The following is a 22942-nucleotide window of genomic DNA, read 5'->3' on the forward strand; positions in this document are numbered from 1 at the left end:
CGCCTGACTGGTCGAGCGGCACCGGCCGCCGATCCAACGCGTGACCGGGCGTAGGGGCAGGATGGCGGGACGAATGTCGCGAGGGAAGAGGCCAGCGGAACCGGGGGCGGAGAAGGAAAGCGCGAGACCGAGGGCAACAGGAGGGAGAGACGGCCAGGGCGACGGATGCAGGGGCGGGATTTGGGGAGGCCGAGCTTCCGCCACCTGGATGGAGGCACATGGGTCCCTCAGCGCATCGATGGACGCGGGAGTTCACAGCGCATGGATGGAGGCCCGAGGGTTCACCGCACGTGGATGCAGGCGCGAGGGCACGGGGCATAGGGGAACGGCGCGCCGGGCCAGGAGACGGAGTTGACGCAGTAGGAGGCGGCTGACGGAACCAGGAAGCGGATCACCCACGCGCTAGTACCGGAACTGGCGAACCATCTGCTGCAGGTCGTCGCTGAGGCGGGTCAGGTCGGTGGCCGCCTCGTTGGTCGCGTGGGCGGCCCGGCGGTTCTCGTCGGCCACCTCGGTGACCTGGCTGATGCCGGCGCCGATCTGCTGGGCGCCGTCGGCTGCCGCGGTCAGGTCGGCGGCCATGCCGCTGGTGACGGCGCTCTGTTCCTCCACCGCCGAGGCGATCGTGGTCTGGAACTCGTTGATGCGGCCGATGATGCCGGCGATGGTCGTGATGGCGTCGACCGCCGTGCCCGTGTCGGCCTGGATGGCCGCCACCCGCTTGCTGATGTCCTCGGTGGCCTTCGTGGTCTCCTGCGCCAGGTCCTTCACCTCGCCCGCCACCACCGCGAAGCCCTTGCCGCTCTCACCGGCGCGGGCCGCCTCGATCGTCGCGTTCAGGGCGAGCAGGTTGGTCTGCTCGGCGATCATGGTGATCACGCGGACCACGTCGCCGATCTCGGTGGAGGAGCGGCCCAGGCGGGTCATCAGCTCCTCGGCCGTGCTGGACGCGCCGACCGCCTCGTGGGCGACGCTGGCCGCCTCGGCCGCGTTCACCGCGATCTCGCGGATCGCCGCGCCCATCTCCTCCGCGCCGGTGGCCACCGCGCCGACGCGGGCGTTGACCTCGTCGACCGCGCCGCCGATGGAGTGCACTTCGCCGGATGTACGGTCGGCGCCGCTGACCAGCGTGGCCGAGGCCTCCTGGAGGTTGCCGGCCCGGGTCGCCACCGCGTTGCCGCCGTCGGCCAGGGCGCCCACAGCCGCGCGCATGCGCTCGGTGGCCCGGCCCAGCGCGGCGCCCATGTCGCCGAACTCGTTGCGGGTGTGGATGCCGGCCTGGCGGGTCAGGTCGCCCTCGGCCACCGCGTCGAGCACCTCGCGGAACTGGCGCAGCGGCCGGATGACGCCGTTGGCCATGAAGAGCGCGAGCAGGACCGCCACGACCAGGCCGACGCTGAGCACCACGAGCACGACGACCCGCGCGGTGCTGTAGTTGTGTTCGGCGTGGGTCAGGGCCGCGTTGGCGGCGGAGTCGTTGACCGAGCTGAGCGTCTCGAGGTGTTCGAGCGACTCGACGACCTTCGGTGCCAGTTTCTCCTTGCGCAGCGCGTACCACTCGGTGGTCTTGCCCGCGGCCTGCAGCGCGTCGGCCTGGCCGCGCAGGTCGAGATACTCACCCCAGGCCGTGGCGAACGAGGTGAGGGCCGCCAGTTGCTGCGCGTCGACGTCGCGGGCCTTGTACGAGGTGATGGTCGCGTCGATGGCGTCCTGCGCGGCGGTCATCCGCTCCTGCGCGGCCGACTTGAGCTCGGCGTCGGCGGAGGTGGCGGCGGTGAGCGCCTCGAAGCGCACGGTCCAGACCTTCTCGCGGATGGCGGCCACGTCCCGCGACGGCAGCAGCGCCTCGTAGTAGATGTTGCGGCCGCTTTCGGCGACCGTCGCCATCCGGCTGAGGCTGAGCAGTCCGACGGCGATGGCGAGGATCCCGGTGAGCACGACCAGAAGGGTGAGGCTGGCCCGCACGCTGAGATTGCCGAGGAGCCCGGAAACGCGAGACATATTCGGATTAAATCCGATCGAGGCTCGACAAACCGGAGAAGTCAGGAGTTGCTGTGCGCGAGCAGGCTCTCCAGTACGGCGTCGATCTCGGCCAGCAGCGAGAGGTGACCCTGCTCCGGCAGCAGGTGCGCCTCGGCGCCCGGCACGTGAGCCGCCAGCCAGTGGCCGTGCGCGGGCGGCACCATGCGGTCCTGGTCGCCCTGCCAGACCGCCACCGGCACCCGGATCTCCTCCAGCGGGAAACCCCAGTCCGCCAGGAACGCCAGGTCGTCCTCGCGCCAGCCCGCGATGCCCGCCGACACCGCGTAGCGCGACGACTCCGCGAGATAGTCGGCGAACTCCCCGGTCAGCGCGCCGCGGTCCACGCCGGACAGCAGATCGCCATAGGCGTCGGCCACGTCCGCACCGGTCACCCGCTCCAGGCCGTCGGCCATCCGGGTCAAAAAGGCATTCAGTTCCGGTACGCCGTGAGCGGCCGCCCCGAACTCGGCGATGTTCTCCTCGCCCATGCCGGCAAGCCAGTCGAGCCCCGGCGCACGATAGGGCGCGACGCCCGCGAGGAGCGCGGCCCCGAGGCACCGGCCGGGCAGCCGAGCCGCACAGGCCAGCGCGTGCGGGCCGCCGCCGGACCACCCGACGGTGACGAAATGCTCGGCGCCGAGCCCTTCGAGCAGCGCCGCCACATCGCCCGCCACGTCCGCGACCCGCCGCCCGGGGTGGGGCGTCGACCCCGCGTACCCGGGCCGGCTGGGCAGGATGATCCGCAGCCCGTGCCGGACCGCGGCCTTGAAGACCGGCTCGTACCGCACCGCGCCGGACGGCGTGCCGTGATGGAAGACGAGGGGCAGACCCCCGGCCGGCCCCTCGATCAGGTATTCCAGGGTCCGGCCGTCCGGCAGGTCGAAACGCTCCACAAACAGAACATACGCGCCCGTGCGGGGCCCGCGAGGGACGGTTCGCGGGCCCCTGGGAACGGGCTTCGTGGAGGGTGGCCCCTTTAGTTGCGGATGATGGTGAAGGTGCTGGTGGGGTTCTCGATGTCCCGGTAGTTGTTGCTGAACTGCAGGTTGGTGAAGGTCGCCGAGCCCACCGCCGGGCCCTGGCCGGCCTCGGGCATCGGGTTGGCCCAGATGCCGTAGCCGGACTTGGCGTCGTAGGCGTCACCGCTGCGCTGGGCGCCGCTGATGGTGATGTTGGTGAACACCGTGTCCTGGATGATGTTCTGCGGCCGGCCGGCTCCGTCGTAGTTGGTCTGGAACATGATTCCGGAGTAGGTCGGGTCGACGATGTCGACGTTCGAGACCCGGATGCCCTGGAAGACCTTCGACGCGCTGAACAGCCAGATCGCGGGGAAGACCTGCGCGCCCCAGAAGTGGCCGCCGGCCCGGACGATCGAGATGTTGTCGAAGACCGTCGGCGGGCTGGCCCCGAACCCGTTCATCGGATAGCCGAAGTCCAGCGAGCTGATAGTGATGCCCGAGTAGACCAGGGTGTCCGCGATGTAGATGTTCTTGAACGTGTTCGCGTAGCCGCCGTAGACCGCGACGCCCGCGGCCCGCCAGGTCAGGATCGAGGTCAGGTTCGAGTACGTGTTGTTGATCTCGTCGGCACCGCCCGCGTCGATGGCCGAGAACAGCGCGAAGCTGTCATCACCGGTGGCCCGGGCCTCGTTGTTGTCGACCAGGTTGCCGACGCTGCCGTTGGTCATGTTGATGCCGTCGGCGAACGTGTTCCGGATCCGGGTGTTCTTGATGACCATGTTGTCGGTGTTCGCGCCCCAGTAGAGGCACACCACGTGCTCGGTCCAGATGTTGTCGATGGTCACCCCGCTGACGTTCGCGAAGTCGAACACCTTGCCCGGGCCGTCGATGCGGATCGTGTAGTTGCCGAAGAACGCGAAGTCCGCGAACGTCGACCCGTTGGCCGTGCTGTCGGCCCGGAAGCCGGCGTCCGTCTCGGTCTGCGTGGACGGGGTGAAGAAGCGGGTGTACCAGGGACCGGCGCCGACCACGCGGATCGACTTGCCGTACACCTGGAACTTGGACGACGTCTGGTAGTCACCGGCCGGCAGGTAGACGCCGACCTTCGACGAGTCCTGGCGGGCGGTGTCCAGCGCGTTCTGCACCGACTGCTGGTCGAAGCCGGCCGGCACGACATAGCGGGCCGGGTCCGGGTTGGCCTTGGCCGCGACCTGCTCCAGGTTGATGAAGTCGATCGCGATGGTTCCGCTGTTGGCCGCGTCCTTCTGGAGCTTGATCGTGCTGCCGGCCGGGAACGAGCCGGTGAGCAGGATGTTCGCCTCGTCGTAGATGTGCCGCGGCCCGGTGCCCGAGTTCTGCGGCGCGGTCTCGTTGCCGTAGAGCCAGGCGTACTTGGAGGTCAGCGGCAGCGTCTTGTTGAGCGACCCGTTGACGTACACGTTGATCGAGCTGGTGGTGCCGTCGGGGATGGAGAACCGGGCCACGATCGTGTTGGTCGCCGCGCGGCTGGTCCACTGCACGTACGCGCCGGTCTGGTTGAGCGTGACCGCCCGGCGGCCGGAGGCCTCGCCGGCCAGGTCGCCGACGGTCCGGTTGGGCCCGACGACCGCCGCGCCGCCGCCGATCTGGCCGTCCTCGGCCTCGTAGTAGTCGTACGGCATGTTCGCGCCGCGGCCCACGAAGAACGACTTCTCGCTGGTGTTGTTGGCCTGCTTGACCGGCAGCTCGTTGCCGTCGTTGGCGATGACGGTACGGACGGTGTAGCGCCCGTTGACGGCGGTCCACGTGCCCAGGGTGATCGCCGGCGAGGAGGCGCCCGCCGCGAGCGTGCCGCTCCACGAGCCGGTGAGCGTCCGCACGACGGAGGAGCCGTTCAGAACCGTCAAAGTCACATTGTGTGCGCCGGAAGCGGACGCCGCCGAGCCCTGGTTCTTCAGGGTGACGGAGAAGGTGACCGTCTGCCCCGCCGACGGGTTGCCCGGCGACCAGGTCACCGCGGACGCCACCAGGTCGGAGCTGCTCACCGGGGTGACGGTCAGCGAGCCGGTCAGGGAGTTGTTCGCCTCGTTGGTCTCGAAGACCGTGTTGGCCTCGTCGACCTTCGCCACGATCTGGTACGTGCCCGCGTCCCGGGCGCCGATCGAAGCGGTGACCGTGGCCGAGGCCCCACCGGCGAGGGCGCCGAGCGAGGCGGTGCCGACCTTCGCCGTACCCAGGTAGAAGGTGACGTTGGTGGCGCCGCTGCCGAGGGTGCCGGCGTTGCGCACGGTCGCCGAGAGGGTGATCGTGTCCGTCTCGACCGGGGCGGCCGGCGACGCCGAGGTGGCCGTCACCGTCAGGTCCGGGTTGGGCGCGGCGTTGCCGATGACCTGGAGCTCCGCGACCTGGCCGCTGGGCGCGCCCGTGTTGGCCGTGAAGGACAGCCGCAGGTCGGCGGTGGTCGCGCTGACCGGGATGGTCACGGTGTTGCCGGAGGCGGGATTGAAGGTGTACGCGGCGGAGCCCACGATCGTCGTGTACGCCGACGAGCTCTGCTCGCGCCCGAGGATCGCGAACGTCTGCTGCCGGGTGCCCCAGGAGGTGTCGGGGTTGAGTTTGACCACGACCGACGAGACCGCGGCGTTCGCGCCCAGCTTGACCGTCAGCGTGGCCGGGTAGGCGCTGCCCTCCCAGTACGTGGCGGTGTTGTTGTCGTTGGCGTTGGCGGCCACGAAGGTGTGCACCACCGAGGACGCCTCGATCGGCTTGCCCAGCGCCAGGTTGCTGCCGGGCGTGGAGGTGCCGGTGCGGGTGACCGTGTTGCTGGCGGCCGACACGTTGCCGGCCGCGTCCTTGGCCCGCACCTGGTACGAGACGGTCGCGCTCGCCGGCTGCGCGTCGGTGAAGGTCAGCACGCCGCCCGCGACGCTCGTGCGCAGCACGCCGTTGGCGTAGACGTCGTAGCCGGTGACGCCGACGTTGTCGGTCGACGCGCTCCACGTGAGCCGGATCTGGTCGGCGGCCGGCTGCGTGTAGGCGAGGTTGCCGGGCGCGGAGGGCGCCTGTGTGTCGCCGCCGGACACCGGCCCGTACACCTCGAGCTCGGAGAGCTGACCCGCCGGCCAGCCGGTGTTGCCGGTGAAGGTGAGCCGCACGAAGCGCGCGCTCGCCGCGGTGAAGTCGATGGTGACGGTGTTGCCGCTCGCGGGGTTGAACGTGTAGCCGGCGCTCGCCTTGAGCGTGGCGAACGACGAGCCGTCGGTGCTGCCCTGCACCGTCAGCGTCTGCGTGCGCGTCGCCCATGCCGTGGCCGGTGGCAGCTTGAGCACTGCCTGGTTGACCTGGGTGGACGTGCCGAGGTCGACCTGGAGCCACTGCGGGAACGCGTTGTTGTTGCTCTCCCAGTACGAGTTGGCGTTGCCGTCGCCGGCGTTGCCGGCCGGGTAGACGTCGGTGTGGCTGCTGGCGCTGAAGGTCTTGCCGGCGGCCAGGTTGGGGCCGGCGGCGTTCGCGGGGGTGGGTGCGATGAGGACGGTGGCGACGACGCCGGCCGCGGCGAGGGCGGCGAGCAGTCGTCTTCTGAGACGACGCATGCGCGGAGCGAACCTTTCTTCCGTGAAAGGCCCCCTGAGGGGTGGTGCCACTTGCTTCTTCCGCTCGCCGGCGGGGATCAGTGCAGGCGCAGCCAGACGGCGGTGTCCGGGGGGAGGCGGTCACCGTCGAGAGGGCCACTGGCGAGCAGAAGGGTCTCGTGGTCCGGCAGGGCGATCGGGGCGCCGGACATGTTGACGACACAGGCGAACCTGTCGCCGCGGGTGTAGGCGAGGACGTCTCCGCCCCCGTCGATCCAGGTCATGGCGGGCTGGTGCAGCCCTTCCTCGGCGCGCCGCAGCGCGATCGCCGACCGGTAGAGCTCGAGCATCGAGCTGGGGTCGCCGGTCTGCGCCTGGACGGTCCGGTCCTTCCACTCGGCGGGCTGGGGAAGCCACGGGGTGCCGGTGGTGAAGCCGAACGGCGGCTCGTCGCCCGACCAGGGCAGCGGCACGCGGCAGCCGTCGCGGCTGTGCCCGCGCCGGCCCCACATCGGGTCCTGGAACTGCTCCGGCGGGATGTTCTCGTTCTCCCAGAGGCCGAGCTCCTCGCCCTGGTAGATGTAGGTGGCGCCGGGCAGCGAGAGGGACAGCAGCGCGGCGGCGCGGGCGCGGCGGGTGCCGAGCTCGAGGTCGACCGGGGTGCCGTCGAGGTTGTTGTCGAAGCTGAACGTGGTGTCCGCGCGGCCGTAGCGGGTGACATGCCGGGTCACGTCGTGATTGGACAGCACCCAGGTGGCGGGCGCGCCGATGGCGGCGTGCGCGTGCAGGGTGCGGTCGACGCAGGCCCGCATGAGCGCCGGGTCCCAGGCGCAGCCGAGGAAGTCGAAGTTGAACGCCGCGTGCAGCTCGTCGGGGCGCAGGTAGTTGGCGAACCGCTCGACCTCGGGCATCCAGACCTCGCCGATCAGGGCGCGGTCCCCGCCGTACGAGTCGGCGACGCGGCGCCAGGAGCGGTACACCTCGTGCACGCCGTCGAGGTCGTGGAACGGGTGCGGCTCGCCGTCGCGCACCTCGGGGAGGCTCGTGTCCTTGAGCAGCAGCGCCGCCGAGTCGATGCGGATGCCGTCGACGCCGCGGTCGAACCAGAAGCGCAGGATGCTCTCGAACTCGGCGCGCACGACCGGGTGGTCCCAGTTGAGGTCGACCTGCTGCGGGGCGAACAGATGCAGGTACCACGCGCCGTCGGGGACCCGCGTCCACGTGGTGCCGCCGAACTCGCCGATCCAGTCGGTGGGCATCCGGTCGCCGTTCGGCCCCCGCCCCGGACGGAACCAGAAGTAGTCGCGCTCGGGCGCGTCCGGCGAGGCCAGGGCCGCCTGGAACCACGGGTGCTCGGTGGAGAGGTGGTTCGGGACGATGTCGACGATCATCCGGATGCCGGCCGCGTGCGCCTCCTCGATCAGCGCCTCGGCCTCGGCGAGCGTGCCGAACGCCGGGTCGATGTCGCGGAAGTCGGCCACGTCGTAGCCGGCGTCGGCCATCGGCGACGGGTACCAGGGGCTCATCCAGATGGCGTCGACACCGAGGCCGGCCAGGTGTCCCAGGTGGGCCCGGATGCCGGCGATGTCGCCGACGCCGTCGCCGTCCGCGTCGGCGAAGCTGCGCGGATAGACCTGGTAGATCACCGCGTCGCGCCACCACTGGGAGTCTTGGTGAGACACTTTTGCCCGCTTTCTGTGCACGCTGAGGCTGACGGTTTAACTGAACCGCCCGGTTTTACTGTCAGAAGAGCCTTTAGTCCGCTCAAGGGCGGCGGCGGGGTGGTTGGACGGGCTAGCCCTTGAGGCTGCCGGTCGTGAGGCCGGACATGATGTTCCGCTGGAAGACCAGGAAGATGATCACCGTGGGGATCGCGGCGATGACCGAGGCGGCGATCACCACGTTCTGCGGCGTACCGCCTGAGAAGGCGTAGATGCCGACGCTGAGCGTGCGCGTCTCCGGTGACGGCATGACCAGCTTGGGCCAGAGGAAATCCTTCCAGACCGCGGTCACCGCGAAGATCGACACCACGCCGAGGATGGGCCGCGACATCGGCAGGATGATCGACCAGAGCGTGCGCAGCGGCGACGCCCCGTCGACCTGGGCGGCGGCGATCAGGTCCTCGGGGATCGAGTCGAAGAACCGCTTGAGCAGGAAGATGTTGAACGCGTTCGCGACCAGCGGCAGCCAGATCGCCCACGGCGAGTCGAGCAGGTTCACGTGCACGATCGGCAGGTCGATCGCGGTCACGTACTGCGGAACGATCAGCACCATCGCCGGGATCATCAAGGTCGCCAGCATCGCGGCGAGGATGACGTTGCCGAACGCGGGCCGCAACTTCGACAGCGCGTACGCCGCGGCGGTGTCGAACACGAGCTGGAAGAAGACCGCGCCGGCCGCGTAGTAGAACGTGTTGAACATCAGCTTCGCGAGGTCCAGGTTGTTCCAGGCGTCCGCGTAGTTCCGCAGCTCCGGATCGCGCGGCCACAGCGTCGGCGGCGTCTGCGCGATCTCCTGGCCCGACTTGAGCGCGCCGGTGACCATCCAGTAGAGCGGCCCCAGGAAGACCAGGGTGAAGCCGAGGACCACGACGGCGAGGACCGCCCAGTAGAGGAACCGGCCGCGGCCCCGCCGGAGCTGCGCCTGCGAGATGAGGGTACGGGTCATCGTCTCAGTCCTGTTTCGTGGTCAGTCGCACGTAGACGGCGGAGAAGGCGGCCAGCACCAGCAGCATGATCACGCCGAGCGCCGCGGCGCCGTTCAGGTCGTTCTGGAAGAAGCCGTGCTGGTAGATCAGGTACGCGACCGAGGTGGCCGAGTCCTGGGTGCCGGCGCCGTTCGCGAGGATCAGCGGCTCGATGAACAGCTGCATGGTGGCGACGATCTGGAGCATCGCCAGCAGCGCGAGGATGAGCCGGGTCTGCGGGATCGTCACGTTCCAGATGCGCCGCGCCACTCCCGCGCCGTCGAGCTCCGCCGCCTCGTACAGCTCGCCCGGGATGTTCTGCAGCGACGCCAGGTAGATGAGGACCGCGCCGCCCATGTTCATCCACGTCGACGCGATCACCATGGCGGGGATGGTCATGCCCGGCGACTGCATCCACTCCGAGGTGGGCAGGTGCAGGACCTTGAGAATCGCGTTGAACAGGCCGGCGTCGCTCGGGTCGTACGCGTAGTACTTGAAGAGGAAGAGCGCGGACGCCGGCGGCAGCATCACCGGCAGGTAGACCAGGATCCGCAGGTAGCCCTTGAAGTGGCGGAGCTCGTTGAGCAGGATCGCCACGAAGAACGGCAGCAGGTAGCCGAGGACCAGCGCGAGCAGCGTGAAGACGAACGTGTTCTTCCAGGCGATCCAGAAGCTGGGGTCGGCGACGATGCGGGTGTAGTTGTCCCAGCCCACCCAGGTCGTCTCGCCGCGGCGGGTGCGCTGGAAGCTCATCACGATGCCGCGGATCATCGGGAACCACATGAAGAGGGCGAAGCAGACGACCGCCCCGATCAGGAACGCGTGACCGGTGAGGTTGTCCCGCAGTTTGCGGCTCCGCTTCGTCCTCGCGACCGGCGCGGGCGGGCTCGGCTGCTTCGTGATGTGCGGCGCGACGATGGTCAAGGGAACTCCTTTTCGACGGGCGCGGGAGCCGCGCGGCTCCCGCGCCCGGTCACTCAGCTACCGGCGGCCTGGAGCTGGTTGACCTTGGTCTCGGCCGTCTTGAGGAGCTCGTCGATGTTCGCGTTCGGGTTGGTCAGCACCCCGGACATCGCCGAGTCGAGCACCGCGTAGATCGCCTGCGCGTTGCGCGGCTCGCCCTTGATCGGCACCGGGTTCTGCTCGAAGACCGCGAAGTTGGCGGTGTCCACGTTCGCGTTGGCCTTGCGCAGGTCGAGCTCCTGCTTCTGCGCCTCGCTGCCGTTGGTGAACAGCAGCGGCTGGGGCAGGCCGACCGGGTAGTTCTGCGGCTTGGCCCGCACGTAGTCGAGCTGGCCCTTGCCCGGGGTGAGCTTCTGGTACGCGAGCCACTTGAGGCCGGCCTTCACCTGGTCGTCGGAGAGGCCCTTCTTGAAGAAGTAGCCCTCGCCGCCGCCGAGCGTCGCCTTGGCCGGGCCGTCCTGGCCGGGCATCGGGCCCATCGCCCAGTCCTCGTACTTGCCCTGGAACTGGCTGACGATCGCCTGGGTCGCGTCGGGCGCGCCGATGAACATGCCGACCTTGCCGGCGCCCGCGTTGGTCAGCAGGTCGCCCCACTGGAGGAGCTGGCGGCTGCCCATGCTGTTGTCGCCGTACCGCATGTCCTTGAGGTTCTGCAGCACCTGCTTGCCCTGGGGCGTGTTGAAGGCGGCCTTCTTGCCGTCCTCGGAGAGCACGTCGCCGCCCTGCGAGTAGAGCTCGGCGGTGAAGTGCCAGCCGCCGGTGTTGCCGGCGCTGTACTCCGAGAAGCCCGCGATGCCGCCGCCGAGCGCGGAGATCTTCTTGGCCGCGGTGCGGACGTCGGCCCAGGTCCTCGGCGGGTTGGCCGGGTCGAGGCCGGCCTTCTTGAAGAGGGTCTTGTTGTAGACCAGGCCCATCGAGTAGTTCTTCACCGGGACGGCGTAGAGCTTGCCGCCGTCGGTGAAGACCTCCTTGAGGGCGGGGTCGACGCTGTCCCAGGTGGGGATGGTGTCCTTGCTGACGAGCCCGGTGATGTCCATCGCCTGGCCGGAGTCGAGCACCTGCTGCAGGTCGGTCATGTAGCCGTAGAAGACGTCGGTCATCGTGCCGCCGGCCAGCCGGGCGGTGAAGTCCGGCGGGTTGTTGCACTGCTCGCCGACGCTGACGCTCTTGATGGTGATGTTGGGGTTGTCCTTCTCGAACGCCGCGACATCCGCGTTCCAGTTGGCCAGCAGCTCCTTCTGGGCGCCGACGGGCTGGCAGTCGACGGTGATGGTGGTCTTGCCGGCGGCGTCTGTCCCGGAGTCGTCGTCGCTCTTCGTGGAGCACCCCACGAGGCTGAGCCCCAGGCCGGTTACGAGCGCTAGGGCCGCAACCTTCCGGTACTGCGGTGTGGACATCTGTCCATCCCTTCGGGAACGGGTGTATCCGTGGCCTTCGCTTGATTCGCGTGTGTCGTCCGCCCGTGGTGGCTCGGGGCGGGAGTGAGTGGAGTCACTGTAACGAGACCGACCTGTTTCGGCAAGGTTTCGATCGTTCGCTGAAAAAACGCGACTGTGATCGCGGCAGATGTCGAGATTGTGACCGCAGACACGCAAAAAGGGCGAGCCCGGCTGGGCTCGCCCTTCTGCTTTCCGTCCGTTATGTCAGCGCTTGGCCGGCGCCGTCGACCCCCGCACCACCAGCTCGGGCTCGAAGAGCAGCTCGTCCGGCTCGACGCCGCTGCCCTCGATCTGGTTGACCAGCAGGTCGACAGCCGCCTGGCCCATCATCTCTATCGGCTGGCGCACGGTGGTCAGCGGCGGATCGGTGCAGGTCATCAGCGCCGAGTCGTCGAAACCCACCACCGAGACGTCGGCCGGCACGTCGAGCCCGAGCCGCCGCGCCGCCCGGATCGACCCGAGCGCCAGCACATCGCTCGCGCAGATCATGCCGGTGACGCCCCGCTCGATCAGCTTGGCGGCGGCGAGGCGGGCGCTCTCCATCGAGAAGTTGGTCCGCTCGACGAACCACCCCTCACCCTCCGGCCCCGCGATCTTCACGAGCGCCCCGAGCTTGCGCCGCGACGGCATGTGGTCCTCGGGACCCATCACCATGCCCACCCGCTCGTGCCCCAGGGACTTCAGATGCCCGTACGCCTGCTCGACCGCCACCGCGTCGTCGGTGGAGATGTGCGGGAACCCGAGGTCACCGACGCCGGCGTTGACCATGACGACGGGCATGCGCCGATCGGTCAGCGCCTTGTAGTGCCCGTGCTCCGCCTCGGCCAGCGCATAGGACCCACCGGCGAACACCACCCCCGAGACCTGATGATCGAGCAGCATCTCGATGTAGTCGCGCTCGGGAACACCGCCGATCGTCCGCGCACACAGGGCCGGCGTGAACCCGCGCTGCGCCAAGGAGGCGGTCACCACCTCGGCCAGCGCCGGGAAGATCGGGTTTTGCAGCTCGGGCAGCACCAGCCCCACCAGCCGCCCGCGCTCACCGCGCAGCTTGGTGGGCCGCTCATAGCCCAGCACATCGAGAGCCGTCAGCACCGACGCGCGCGTGGACTCGGAGACGCCGCTGCGCCCGTTGAGCACCCGGCTGACGGTCGCCTCGCTGACTCCCGCCTTCTTGGCCACCTCGGCAAGACGTTTGGTCACACCGGACAGCTTACGTCAGATCTATGCAATTTCCGTACGGCAGTCCGCCGAAATTTCAGCACCCGGCGCTCGAACTTTCAGATCCCGTCAGCCCGGCGCCGTCATCCGCGATGCTCATGTTTCGCCGATGTTGCGCCGCGTGCGCGCCTCCCCCGGGGTGAAGCGATTAAGTGACCACTCTCCGCCACAACTCTCCGGTCATCTCTTGCGCACGCTTCCACAGCTCATTCGGCGGACGGCCGCTGTCCCGCCACCATGAGCCGCAGCGGCCACCTTCGCGAGCGTGCGAGCCGAGCTGACAGAGCTGGGCGAACGCCTCTCACCCGAGAGCGGATGTGCGCCTTACGAACCCGTCCGCAGGGCCGCAGAGATGAGCGCGGAGCCATGGGCTCGCATGACCCGATCGGGCCGTCTGAGGAAGCGAAGCGTGCTCGAAAGCGAATACGTCGCCTGTCCGTCGCAAGGCAAGCCGTCGCTCGTGGCCGGCCGGGGGCGCCGCCCCCGGCAATCGGGGCGAATGCGGTGCGCGGCCGAGGCCGCAGTGGGACCGTAGAACGCGCAAGGGGAGGCGCGATGACCGAGAGGGATCAGCGGCTCGTCGATGTTGGGCGGGAGTTGGCGAGCGCTACCGAGGCCGCGGTGCGGGCGGCGCGGGCCGCGGCCTCGGTGATCCGCGGGCTGGAGTCGGGTGGGGCCGAGATCGAGCAGGTCGTGCAGCTGATCGCGGCCATTGCCAAGCAGACGAACCTGCTCGCGCTCAATGCGACGATCGAGGCCGCGCGCGCCGGGGAGGCCGGCAAGGGGTTCGCCGTGGTCGCCGGGGAGGTGCAGCAGCTCGCCGGGCAGACCGCCACCGCCACCAGCCGGATCGATGCCGAGGTGGGCGGGATTCGCAGTGGCACCGCGAGTGCCGTCGAGGCCGTGGAGCGGATGATCGGTGAGTTGGAGCGCTGTCAGGAACTGATCAGCGAACTCGCGCACGGTTAAATGGAGCCATGGCGAAGAAGACGACCACTGCTTGCCCGTGCGGGCGCGGCCTGCCGTACGCGGAATGTTGCGAACCTCTGCACCGGGGCGGCAAGCCGGCCACCGCCGAGGCGCTCATGCGGTCCCGGTTCGCCGCCTTCGCGCTCGACGACGGCGACTACGTGCTGCGCTCGTGGCATCCGAAGACCCGGCCCGGCCACATCGAGCCGGACAAGGGGCTGCGCTGGACGTCGCTCGAGATCCTCGACACCGAGCGCGGCGGCATGTTCGACACCGAGGGCGTCGTCGAGTTCCGGGCGCACTACACCGATCGCGGCAAGCACGGCGACATGGTCGAGCGCTCCCGTTTCGTACGGCATGACGGTCAGTGGGTGTACTGGGGTCCGATCCTTACCAACGGGTCACTCGCCAATGTCTGACCTCGTGTGATTCCCTTCAGGGATGGCAGCGGAGCAACGACCGATCGAGGACGGCATCGTCCGGGACTTCAAGGTCAACCTTTCGTACGGGCGATACCTGCACCTGGACGAGATCCTCGGCGCGCAACACCCGGTGAGCACCCCGGAGCACCATGACGAGCTGCTCTTCATCCTTCAGCACCAGACCTCCGAGCTGTGGCTCAAGCTGGTGCTGCACGAGCTGCGCGCCGTGCGGGCCCACCTCGCCAAGGACGACCTGCGGCCGGCGCTCAAGGGGCTGGCCCGCGTCAAGCACATCCAGCGCACCCTCACCGAGCAGTGGTCGGTGCTGGCCACCCTGACCCCGAGCGAGTACGCCGAGTTCCGCAGCTTCCTCGGCACCTCGTCGGGTTTCCAGTCGTATCAGTACCGCGCGGTCGAGTTCATGCTCGGCAACAAGGACCGCCGCATGCTGTCGCTCTTCGACGACGACCCGGCGGCCCGGGAGCTGCTGGTCGAGGCGCTCGAGGCCCCCAGCGTGTACGACGAGTTCCTGCGCTACCTCTACCGGCACGGTCACGACGTACCCGTGGAGATCCTCCAGCGGGACGTGAGCCTGCCGTACCGGTTCAACGCCGGCCTCGTGCCGGTGATCAAGGGCATCTACGACGACCCGGAGAAGAACTGGGAGGCGTACGAGGCCTGCGAGGAGCTCGTCGACCTGGAGGAGAACTTCCAGCTCTGGCGCTTCCGGCACCTCAAGACCGTGGAGCGCACGATCGGCTTCAAGCGCGGCACCGGCGGCTCCAGCGGCGTCGACTTCCTGCGCAAGGCCCTCGACCTGACGTTCTTCCCCGAGCTGTACGCCGTACGCACCGAGATCGGAGTGCCGAGTTGACCGACCCGCTCGCCCTGGACGCCGCCGACCCCCTGGCTCCCTTCCGCGACCGTTTCGTGGAGACCGGCGCCGTGTCCTACCTGGACGGCAACTCGCTCGGCCGGCCGTTGAAGGCCACCGCCGACCTCATGGACGACTTCATCCGCACGCAGTGGGCGGGCCGCCTGATCCAGGGCTGGACCGACGGCTGGCTGGAGTGGCCGCTGACGCTCGGCGACCGGCTCGGCGCGATCGCGCTGGGCGCCGCGGCCGGCCAGGTCGTCGTCGCCGACTCGACCACCGTGCTCATCTACAAGCTGGCCCGGGCGGCGGTCGACGCGCGCCCCGGCCGCCGGCGGGTCGTGCTCGACACCGACAACTTCCCCACCGACCGGTACGTGCTGGAGGGCATCGCCGCCGAACGCGGCCTCGAGCTCGTGTGGATCGAGACCGACCCCACCGAGGGCATCCACCCGGAGCAGGTCGCCGAGGCCGTCGACGAGCGGACGGCGCTGGTGCTGTTCAGCCACGTCGCGTACCGCTCGGGCTGGCTCGCCGACGTCGCCGAGATCAACCGGGTCGCGCACGAGGCCGGCGCGCTGACGATGTGGGACCTGTGCCATTCGGCTGGCTCGGTGCCGGTGGAGCTGGACGCGTGGGGCGTCGACCTGGCGGTCGGCTGCACGTACAAATATCTGAACGGTGGCCCGGGCGCGCCCGCGTTCGCGTACCTTCGCGGCGGCCTGCAGAACGAGCTGCGCCAGCCGATCCAGGGCTGGATGGGCCACCGCGCGTCGTTCGAGATGGGCCCGGGTTACGAGCCGGCGAAGGGCGCGCGGGCGCTGCTGAGCGGCACCCCGCCGATCCTCGCCATGGTGCCGTTGCACGCCAACCTGGACGTTCTCGCCGAGGCCGGCATCGAGCGGGTCCGGGCCAAGTCCCTGAGCCTGACCTCGTACGTGCTGGAGCTCGCCGACGAATGGCTGGTCCCCGAGGGTGTCGAGGTGGTGAGCCCTCGCGCCCCCGAACGCCGCGGCGGCCACATCACGCTCCGCCGCCCCGGCTTCGAACAGCTCCTCGAGCCCCTGTGGAACAGCGGCGTCATCCCCGACTACCGCCGCCCCGACGGCCTGCGCATCGGCCCCGCCCCGCTGAGCACCAGCTTCGCCGAGGTCCACCGCGGCCTCGCCGTCCTGCGCACGCTCCTGTGACCACAGCCGTCACCGCCGACACGATCTGGTGGAACGGCCGCCTCCGCACCGGAGCGGCCCTCCACCAGCCAAGCCCTCGTCCGCACCCCACGGAGCCCGGCGCGCACGCCACCAACCCTCCGCACCCCACCGCGCCCGGAGCCCGTCCCTCCCCCCTCAGCCCACATCTCGAATGGAACATTTCCGACATAAGCACGGAAACAGATTTGTCGGGCGATCTCCGCCGCTTGCCCGGCACGCTCCTGCCCGGGCTCGTCGACGCGCATGTCCACTCCGCGCTCGTCGACCTGGCCACCGTGCGCGCCGGCGGCATCGCCGAGGTCTGGGATCTCGGCGGCGTGCCCGCCAAGGTCGCCGCTCTGGCCCGCGATCATGAGCGCTGGAAAATGCCGCATATCCGATATGTTGGTCCGTTTCTCACGGCGCCCGGCGGCTATCCAAGCGACCGCGCTTGGGCTCCGGCCGGCAGCTGGCGCGAGCTCCGCTCCCCCGCCGACGCGGCCGAGGCCGTGGCCGAAGCCCGCTCCCTCGGCGCCACCCTCATCAAGGTCACCGCCCACGCCGGCGGCCCGCTCCTCCCCCTCGAGATCGTCAAGGCCGTGGTCGCCCAGGGCCTCCCGGTCGTCGTCCACGCCGAGGGCCCCGGCACGGTGCGGACCGCCCTCGACGCGGGCGCCGCCTACCTCGCGCACACCCCGTGGACCGAGCCCCTCGATCCCGCCCTCGCCCGCGAGTGCGCCGCCCGGATGACCTGGATCAGCACCCTCGACATCCACGGCTGGGGCCGGCCCACCCCCGGCTCGGTCACGGCCGTCGCCAACTTGCGGCTCTTCCTGTCGTACGGCGGAAAGGTCCGCTACGGCACCGACCTCGGCAACGGTCCGCTCCCGCCCGCCGTCAACCCCCGCGAGATCCGCCTGCTCCAGTCCGCCGGCCTGTCCCCCGACGAGATCCTGCTCGCCATGACCGGCGCGGGTCTCTCCTGGATTCCCGGCGGCCTCGACCTGAATCCGGCCCGCTTCGCCGACTCGCTCGCCACCGCCAGGGTGCTCGACGACAGCGTCCGCCCGCGATCCTGAGGTTTTCCGCAGGAAGGTCGGCGGCCGCCCGCATGGTCGGGCCACCCGCCGATTTCTAGCGTCGTGGGCATGACCTCGATGACGACGTTCGTGACCGATCTCGTGGAACGGCTCGGCGGCCCCGGCGCCGGCCTCGCCGTCGCGCTGGAGAACCTGTTCCCGCCCATCCCGAGTGAGGTGATCCTCCCGCTGGCCGGTTTCACCGCCGGGCAGGGCCGGATGAGCGTGGTGGCCGCGATCGCCTGGACCACGCTCGGCTCGGTCGCCGGGGCCGTCGCGCTCTACTACATCGGCGCGGCGTTCGGGCGGGAGCGGATGCGCGCGATCGCAGCCCGGCTGCCGCTGGTCAAGGTGAGCGATCTCGACCGTACCGAGGCCTGGTTCGCCCGCCACGGCGCGAAAGCGGTCTTCCTCGGCCGGATGATCCCGATCTTCCGGAGTCTCGTCTCGGTGCCCGCCGGGGTCGAGCGGATGAGGCTCACCACGTTCCTGCTCTGCACCACGTTCGGCAGCCTGATCTGGAACACGGTCTTCGTGCTGGCCGGCTACACGCTCGGCGCGAACTGGACCGCCGTCGAGTCCTATGCGGACACGTTCCAGAAGGTGGTCATCGTGATCTGCGCGCTGCTCGCCGTGTTCTTCGTCGGCGCCCGCCTGCGCCGCGGGCAGAATGGCTGACGTGCCCCTCGTCCGCCTGATCCGCACGGTCGCGGCCGGTGCGCTCAGCGGTGTCGGGGAGGCGGTGTTCCTGCTCGTCGCGGTGGCCGGCGGTTTCCGTCCGGCGCTTCACCCGTACGCGATGAGGCTGTCGGATTGGGAACGCCGCCGCCTCGGGCTCGATCCGGTGCGCCTCGACCCGCGGCGGGCGTTCCGGTTCCTCGCCGCGCGGCTGCTGCCGGCGTTCCTCGGCGCGCTGACCACCGGGATGCTCGCCGTCGGGGTGGTGCTGGCCGGCATCGTGGTGCGCGCCGTCGCCACCGGCGAGATGTCGCTCCTCGGGCTGCTGGAGCAGCTGCTGTTCGGCTCGGCGCTGCTGCTGCTCAACCTTCAGGCGATGGCCAGCACCGCGGCGCTCGACCGGCGGTTCGTCCGCACGCTGCTCGCCGCCGGCACCCGCTCGGAGCTGGAGCGGCGCATCACCGAGCTGACCGTCAGCCGGGCCGGGGTGATCGCCGCCGTCGACGCCGAGCGCCGCCGCATCGAACGCGACCTGCACGACGGCCTCCAGCAGCGGCTCGTCGCCCTCGGCATGCTGCTGGGCCGGGCCCGCCGCTCGCCCGCCCGCGCCGCGGAGCTGCTGGCCCAGGCGCACGACGACGCGCAGCGGGCGATCGACGAGCTGCGCGAGGTGGCGTGGCGCGTCTACCCGTCCGCCCTCGACCACGGCACGCTGGAGGACGCGCTGGCCATGGTCGCGCTGAGCTCCCCGGTGCCGGTGGCCGTCGACTACTCGTTGCCCGCGCGGCCGCCGGCACAGGTCGAGACGGTGCTGTATTTCGTCGCGTGCGAGGCCATCACCAACACCACCAAGCACGCCGGCGCTACCGTGATCACCGTACGGATCGCGCCCTCCGCCTCGGGAGTCGACATGGTGCTGCACGACGACGGTGCCGGCGGCGCGGACGCGTCGGGCAGCGGCCTGCACGGTCTCGCCGACCGGGTGGCCGCGCTCGACGGCCGCTTCGAGCTGCACAGCCCGCCCGGCGCGGGCACGACGATCCGGGTCTCGCTGCCGTGCGCATAGTGCTCGCCGAGGACTCCACGCTGCTCCGTGAGGGCCTGGTGCGCCTGCTCGCCGACGAGGGCCACACGCTCGTGGCCGCGGTCGCCGACGCCCCCGCGCTGATCGCCGCCGTCGCGCACGAGCGGCCCGACGTGGTGGTCACCGACGTCCGCATGCCGCCCACCAACACCGACGACGGCCTCCGCGCGGCCCTGGAGATCCGCCGCCGCTGGCCGCCCACGGGCGTGCTGGTGCTTTCCCAATACGTCGAGAAGCGGTACGCCTCGCAGCTGCTCGCCGACCGCTCCGACGGTGTCGGCTACGTGCTGAAGGACCGGGTGGCCCAGGTCGAGGACTTCCTCGACGCGCTCGACCGGGTGGCGGCCGGCTCCACGGCGCTCGACCCGGAGGTCGTACGCCGGCTCATGTCCGGCACCTCGGGCCTGGCCCGCCTGACCGCGCGCGAGAACGACGTGCTGCGCCTGATGGCGTCCGGCTACACCAACGCCGCGATAGCCGAGCGGCTCTTCGTCTCGATGAGCGCCGTCGAGAAGCACGTCAACGCCATCTTCGACAAGCTCGACCTGGCCGCGGCCACCGACTACAACCGCCGGGTTCTCGCCATCCTGCGCTATCTGGGCTCGTAGGCTGTTCGCATGATCGTGGTGACGGGTGCGTCCGGGCGTCTCGGTGGCAGGGTGGCGCGACTTCTCGACGGGCCGATGCGCTTGGTGGTACGCGACGCCGCACGCGCTCCGTCGATCGCCTCCGCGGAGGTCGCCGTCGCGTCCTATGCGGACGGTGAAGCGGTGCGCCGTGCCCTCTCCGGTGCCGGCACGGTGCTCATGGTGTCGGCGGCGGAGACCCCGTCCCGCGTCGCCGAGCACACCAGCTTCGTCGACGCCGCGGCCGCCGCCGGCGTCGGCCACCTGGTCTACATCTCGTTCGCCGGTGCCTCGCCCGGCGCCACGTTCACGCTGGCCCGTGATCATTGGGCGACCGAGCAGCACATCCGCGCGTCCGGCCTGCCGTTCACGTTCCTGCGCGACAACCTGTACGCCGACTTCCTCCCGTTCATGGTCGGCGCCGACGGCGTGATCCGCGGCCCCGCCGGCGACGGCCGCGCCGCGGTGGTGGCCCAGGACGACATCGCCGAGGCCGCCGTCACGGTGCTGCGCGACCCGGCCGCGCACGCCGGCCGCACGTACACCCTGACCGGCCCGGAAGCCCTGACCATGACGGAGATCGCGGCCACGCTGACCGCCGCCGGCCGCCCGGCACGGTTCCACGACGAGACCATCGCGGAGGCGTACGAGTCGAGGCGCGCCTACCAGGCACCGGACTGGCAGCTGGACGCGTGGGTCAGCACCTACACCGCCATCGCCGCCGGCGAGCTCGCCGAGGTGACCCGCGACGTGCCCGAGCTGACCGGCCGCCCCGCGACCTCGCTGGCCGAGCTGCTGACCCGCTGATCAGGGTTTGCGCCCGACCCCGCAGACGACGTCGAGCGGCTTGACGTCGCCCTCGGCCGGCCGCCACAGCGGCGCCGGCACCACGCCCGGCTCGACCAGCTCCAGCCCGTCGAAGAACCGCGCGAACTGCGAGTGACTGCGCAACACGTACGGCGGATTCGCCTGCTCGTTCCAGATCTTCTCGGCCTCGCCGTGCTCGACACTGTGCGACCCGTCGAGCGCGACGAAGTAGCTGCCCGGCGCGAGCGCGTCGAGATAGGCCCGCACCATGGCCGAAGCCTCCCCGTCGTCGGTGACGTGCCCCAGCAGCCCCGACATGATCAGCGCAACCGGCTGCCCGAAGTCGAGCGTCGACGCGGCCTCCCGCAGCACCTTGGCCGAGTCCCGCCCGTCCGCGTCGACGTACTGCGTGGCGCCCTCCGCACTGCTGGTCAGCAACGCCCGCGCGTGCGCCAGGATCATCGGATCGAAGTCGACATAGACGATCCGCGACTCCGGCGCCACCCGCTGCGCCACCTCGTGCGTGTTGTCGGCCGTGGGCAGCCCCGTGCCGACGTCGAGGAACTGCCGCACCCCGCCCTCCGCCGCCACGAACGTCACCGCCCGCACGAGAAACGCCCGCGACGCCCGCGCGTTGTCGACGATGTCCGGAAAGGCCGCGCGGATCTGATCCCCCACCACGCGATCGACCTCGAAGTTGTCCTTGCCACCCAGCCAGTAGTTCCAGATCCGCGCCGTCTGCGGCTGACTCGTGTCGAACTGCGCGTCGCCCACCGCGACCCCTCCTCCGTCTGATGTGGACGAACATACGCTACCCGGGCCCGCCGTCCCGCCCCCTCCGTACCGCCGCCCGCCGCACCTCGTCGGCGCAGGCCATCGTCAACGCCCACGACGACCCGTCAGGCACATCCACGAAGACATCGACGTTGGCCACAGTCTCTACCGTCTCGGCGCCCAAGTCGACAAGAAACCAGGCCACGGCTCCGACGACGGCTTCCTCTACTGCCGTGGCTTCATGGTCGCCGCCGGTCGCGCTTTCGTGTCGGCGGTCGAAGCCGACCCCTCCCTGGCGGTGCCGGACGCCGAGTTCGAGTCGATGTGCTATTTCTTCGCCCACCTGCACGCCCAGCGCTTCGGCGACTACCCCGAAACCGGCTCAGGCATCTCCCGCGAGTCGGCCTCGAACCCCGACGGCTGGCCGACCATGTGAAGGTCGCGGCCGCGCTCCCGTCGGCCGAAAGTCGTAGTGGTGGGTGGGGTGGTTTCCGGCTCCGAGCCGATGTGTCCGGGGCGGCGGGTGCGGGACTCTCGATCACGGTCATGGAGAGAGAGGGTCACGATGACAACCGAGGACGACAATCGGCCGGCGCGGCAGCGGGTCACTCTGAGCGGGATCAGCTCGCGGGCGTGGGAGCACCCCGCGGATCGTGGGGCGCTGACGGCTCTGCGGGAGCTGCGCGGGTTCGACGATGTGGTGCGCGGGCTCTTCGGCATGTGGAACGAGCGGGGGTTCCGCCTGTCGTACCTGGCCGGGGCCATCCGGGTGGATGAGCGGCAATATCCGCGGGTGCACGGGCTCTTCGCCGAGGCGGGGGCGGCGCTCGACGTGGCGGAGCTGCCGGAGCTCTACGTGAACCAGGCGCCGATCATCGGGGGCAAGGCGATCGGCATGGACAAGCCGTTCGTGGTGATCAGCACGGCGGCGGTGGAGAAGCTGGACGACGACGAGCTGCGGACGCTGCTCGGGCGTGAGATCGGGCATGTGCGCAGCGGGCATGCGGTCTATCAGACGATCATGACGATTCTGACCCGGTGGGTGACGAACGTCAGCTGGATGCCGATCGGTGTCATCGGGCTTCGGGCGATCATCGCGGCGATGTACGAGTGGTGGCGCAAGGCGGAGCTGTCGGCGGACCGGGCGGGGCTGCTCGCGGCGCAGGATCCGGCGGCTTCGCTGCGGCTGTTCATGAAGCTGGCCGGTGGCGGGGACCTGTCGCAGATCGACACCGCCGCGTTCCTCGAGCAGGCCGCCGAGTACCAGGGCGGGGGCGACCTGCGGGACAGCATTCACAAGATCGGCATGACGGCGTTCAGCCCGGAGCCGGTGCCGGTGGCGCGGGCGGCCGAGCTGCAGAAGTGGGTGGACTCGGGCGAGTACGCGCGGATCCTCGGCGGGGACTACGCGCGCCGCGACGACGACCGGGACGCGTCGGTGACCGCGGACGTCAAGGCCGCGGCGGCCAGTTATCGCGACGGGTTCCGCGATTCGAGCGACCCGCTGGTGACCCTGGCCCGCAAGGCGGCCGGCGGCGCGGCCGACCTGGTCGGCTCGGCGGCGCGGGGCGCCCGGGACTGGGCGAGCCGCCGCTGAG

The 22942-nt window shown here is 70.2% G+C and carries 20 protein-coding genes; 11 read left to right on the forward strand and 9 right to left on the reverse strand.

Annotated elements, in window-relative coordinates; translation table 11 throughout:
• Window positions 1-402 precede the first annotated feature (402 nt).
• From Ade02nite_RS00955 to Ade02nite_RS00990, 8 genes are all read right to left on the reverse strand, one after another.
• Window positions 403-2001 carry a methyl-accepting chemotaxis protein gene (locus Ade02nite_RS00955; RefSeq protein WP_203759533.1) on the reverse strand — a complete coding sequence of 533 codons (1599 nt, stop codon included), beginning with the start codon at window positions 1999-2001 and terminating at the stop codon, window positions 403-405.
• A 41-nt stretch (window positions 2002-2042) separates the two neighbouring features.
• On the reverse strand, window positions 2043-2915 hold the full coding sequence (locus Ade02nite_RS00960; RefSeq protein WP_203759534.1) for an alpha/beta fold hydrolase: 873 nt from the start codon (window positions 2913-2915) through the stop codon (window positions 2043-2045).
• Between the two features lie 83 nt (window positions 2916-2998).
• Window positions 2999-6553, reverse strand: coding sequence for a galactose-binding domain-containing protein (locus Ade02nite_RS00965; RefSeq protein WP_203759535.1), 3555 nt, complete (start codon window positions 6551-6553; stop codon window positions 2999-3001).
• Between the two features lie 77 nt (window positions 6554-6630).
• Complete coding sequence (locus Ade02nite_RS00970) at window positions 6631-8214, reverse strand: glycoside hydrolase family 13 protein (protein WP_203759536.1); 1584 nt, start codon at window positions 8212-8214, stop codon at window positions 6631-6633.
• Window positions 8215-8326: 112 nt separating this feature from the next.
• Window positions 8327-9199 carry a carbohydrate ABC transporter permease gene (locus Ade02nite_RS00975; RefSeq protein WP_203759537.1) on the reverse strand — a complete coding sequence of 291 codons (873 nt, stop codon included), beginning with the start codon at window positions 9197-9199 and terminating at the stop codon, window positions 8327-8329.
• 4 nt (window positions 9200-9203) lie between these two features.
• Window positions 9204-10136, reverse strand: a complete 933-nt coding sequence (locus tag Ade02nite_RS00980) for a carbohydrate ABC transporter permease (protein WP_203759560.1) — start codon at window positions 10134-10136, stop codon at window positions 9204-9206.
• Window positions 10137-10195: 59 nt separating this feature from the next.
• On the reverse strand, window positions 10196-11578 hold the full coding sequence (locus Ade02nite_RS00985) for an ABC transporter substrate-binding protein (RefSeq protein WP_203759538.1): 1383 nt from the start codon (window positions 11576-11578) through the stop codon (window positions 10196-10198).
• A gap of 246 nt (window positions 11579-11824) precedes the next feature.
• On the reverse strand, window positions 11825-12823 hold the full coding sequence (locus Ade02nite_RS00990) for a LacI family DNA-binding transcriptional regulator (protein WP_203759539.1): 999 nt from the start codon (window positions 12821-12823) through the stop codon (window positions 11825-11827).
• A gap of 573 nt (window positions 12824-13396) precedes the next feature.
• Here Ade02nite_RS00990 and Ade02nite_RS50195 point away from each other — a divergent pair.
• From Ade02nite_RS50195 to Ade02nite_RS01035, 9 genes are all read left to right on the forward strand, one after another.
• Complete coding sequence (locus Ade02nite_RS50195; protein WP_275409857.1) at window positions 13397-13810, forward strand: methyl-accepting chemotaxis protein; 414 nt, start codon at window positions 13397-13399, stop codon at window positions 13808-13810.
• 8 nt (window positions 13811-13818) lie between these two features.
• The gene (locus Ade02nite_RS01000; protein ID WP_203759541.1) at window positions 13819-14229 is read left to right on the forward strand and encodes a YchJ family protein; all 411 of its coding nucleotides are present in this window, start codon (window positions 13819-13821) and stop codon (window positions 14227-14229) included.
• 22 nt (window positions 14230-14251) lie between these two features.
• Window positions 14252-15106 carry a tryptophan 2,3-dioxygenase gene (locus Ade02nite_RS01005; protein WP_203759542.1) on the forward strand — a complete coding sequence of 285 codons (855 nt, stop codon included), beginning with the start codon at window positions 14252-14254 and terminating at the stop codon, window positions 15104-15106.
• Entirely contained in the window at window positions 15103-16296 is a 1194-nt protein-coding gene (gene kynU / locus Ade02nite_RS01010; RefSeq protein WP_203759543.1) for a kynureninase, read from the forward strand. The genes Ade02nite_RS01005 and kynU overlap by 4 nt, the downstream gene beginning before the upstream one ends.
• Before the next feature lie 227 nt (window positions 16297-16523).
• On the forward strand, window positions 16524-17375 hold the full coding sequence (locus tag Ade02nite_RS01015; RefSeq protein ID WP_239168417.1) for an amidohydrolase family protein: 852 nt from the start codon (window positions 16524-16526) through the stop codon (window positions 17373-17375).
• 78 nt (window positions 17376-17453) lie between these two features.
• Entirely contained in the window at window positions 17454-18053 is a 600-nt protein-coding gene (locus Ade02nite_RS01020) for a DedA family protein (protein WP_203759561.1), read from the forward strand.
• A gap of 1 nt (window position 18054) precedes the next feature.
• A complete protein-coding gene (locus Ade02nite_RS01025) occupies window positions 18055-19119 on the forward strand; it encodes a sensor histidine kinase (protein WP_239168418.1) in 1065 nt (354 codons plus the stop codon).
• Window positions 19110-19745 (forward strand): response regulator, encoded by a 636-nt coding sequence (locus tag Ade02nite_RS01030; protein ID WP_203759546.1) that lies wholly within the window; start codon window positions 19110-19112, stop codon window positions 19743-19745. The genes Ade02nite_RS01025 and Ade02nite_RS01030 overlap by 10 nt, the downstream gene beginning before the upstream one ends.
• Window positions 19746-19754: 9 nt before the next feature.
• Complete coding sequence (locus tag Ade02nite_RS01035; RefSeq protein WP_203759547.1) at window positions 19755-20570, forward strand: SDR family oxidoreductase; 816 nt, start codon at window positions 19755-19757, stop codon at window positions 20568-20570.
• On the opposite strand, the gene Ade02nite_RS01040 is transcribed toward Ade02nite_RS01035, so the two are convergent.
• The gene (locus tag Ade02nite_RS01040; RefSeq protein ID WP_203759548.1) at window positions 20571-21344 is read right to left on the reverse strand and encodes an SAM-dependent methyltransferase; all 774 of its coding nucleotides are present in this window, start codon (window positions 21342-21344) and stop codon (window positions 20571-20573) included.
• Window positions 21345-21585: 241 nt separating this feature from the next.
• Between Ade02nite_RS01040 and Ade02nite_RS01045 the strand changes: the two genes are divergently transcribed.
• The gene (locus Ade02nite_RS01045) at window positions 21586-21780 is read left to right on the forward strand and encodes a hypothetical protein (RefSeq protein WP_203759549.1); all 195 of its coding nucleotides are present in this window, start codon (window positions 21586-21588) and stop codon (window positions 21778-21780) included.
• A gap of 129 nt (window positions 21781-21909) precedes the next feature.
• Window positions 21910-22941, forward strand: coding sequence for a M48 family metallopeptidase (locus Ade02nite_RS01050; RefSeq protein ID WP_203759550.1), 1032 nt, complete (start codon window positions 21910-21912; stop codon window positions 22939-22941).
• Window position 22942 lies beyond the last annotated feature (1 nt).

The sequence above is a fragment of the Paractinoplanes deccanensis genome (genome assembly GCF_016862115.1).
Classification (GTDB): Bacteria; Actinomycetota; Actinomycetes; order Mycobacteriales; family Micromonosporaceae; genus Actinoplanes; species Actinoplanes deccanensis.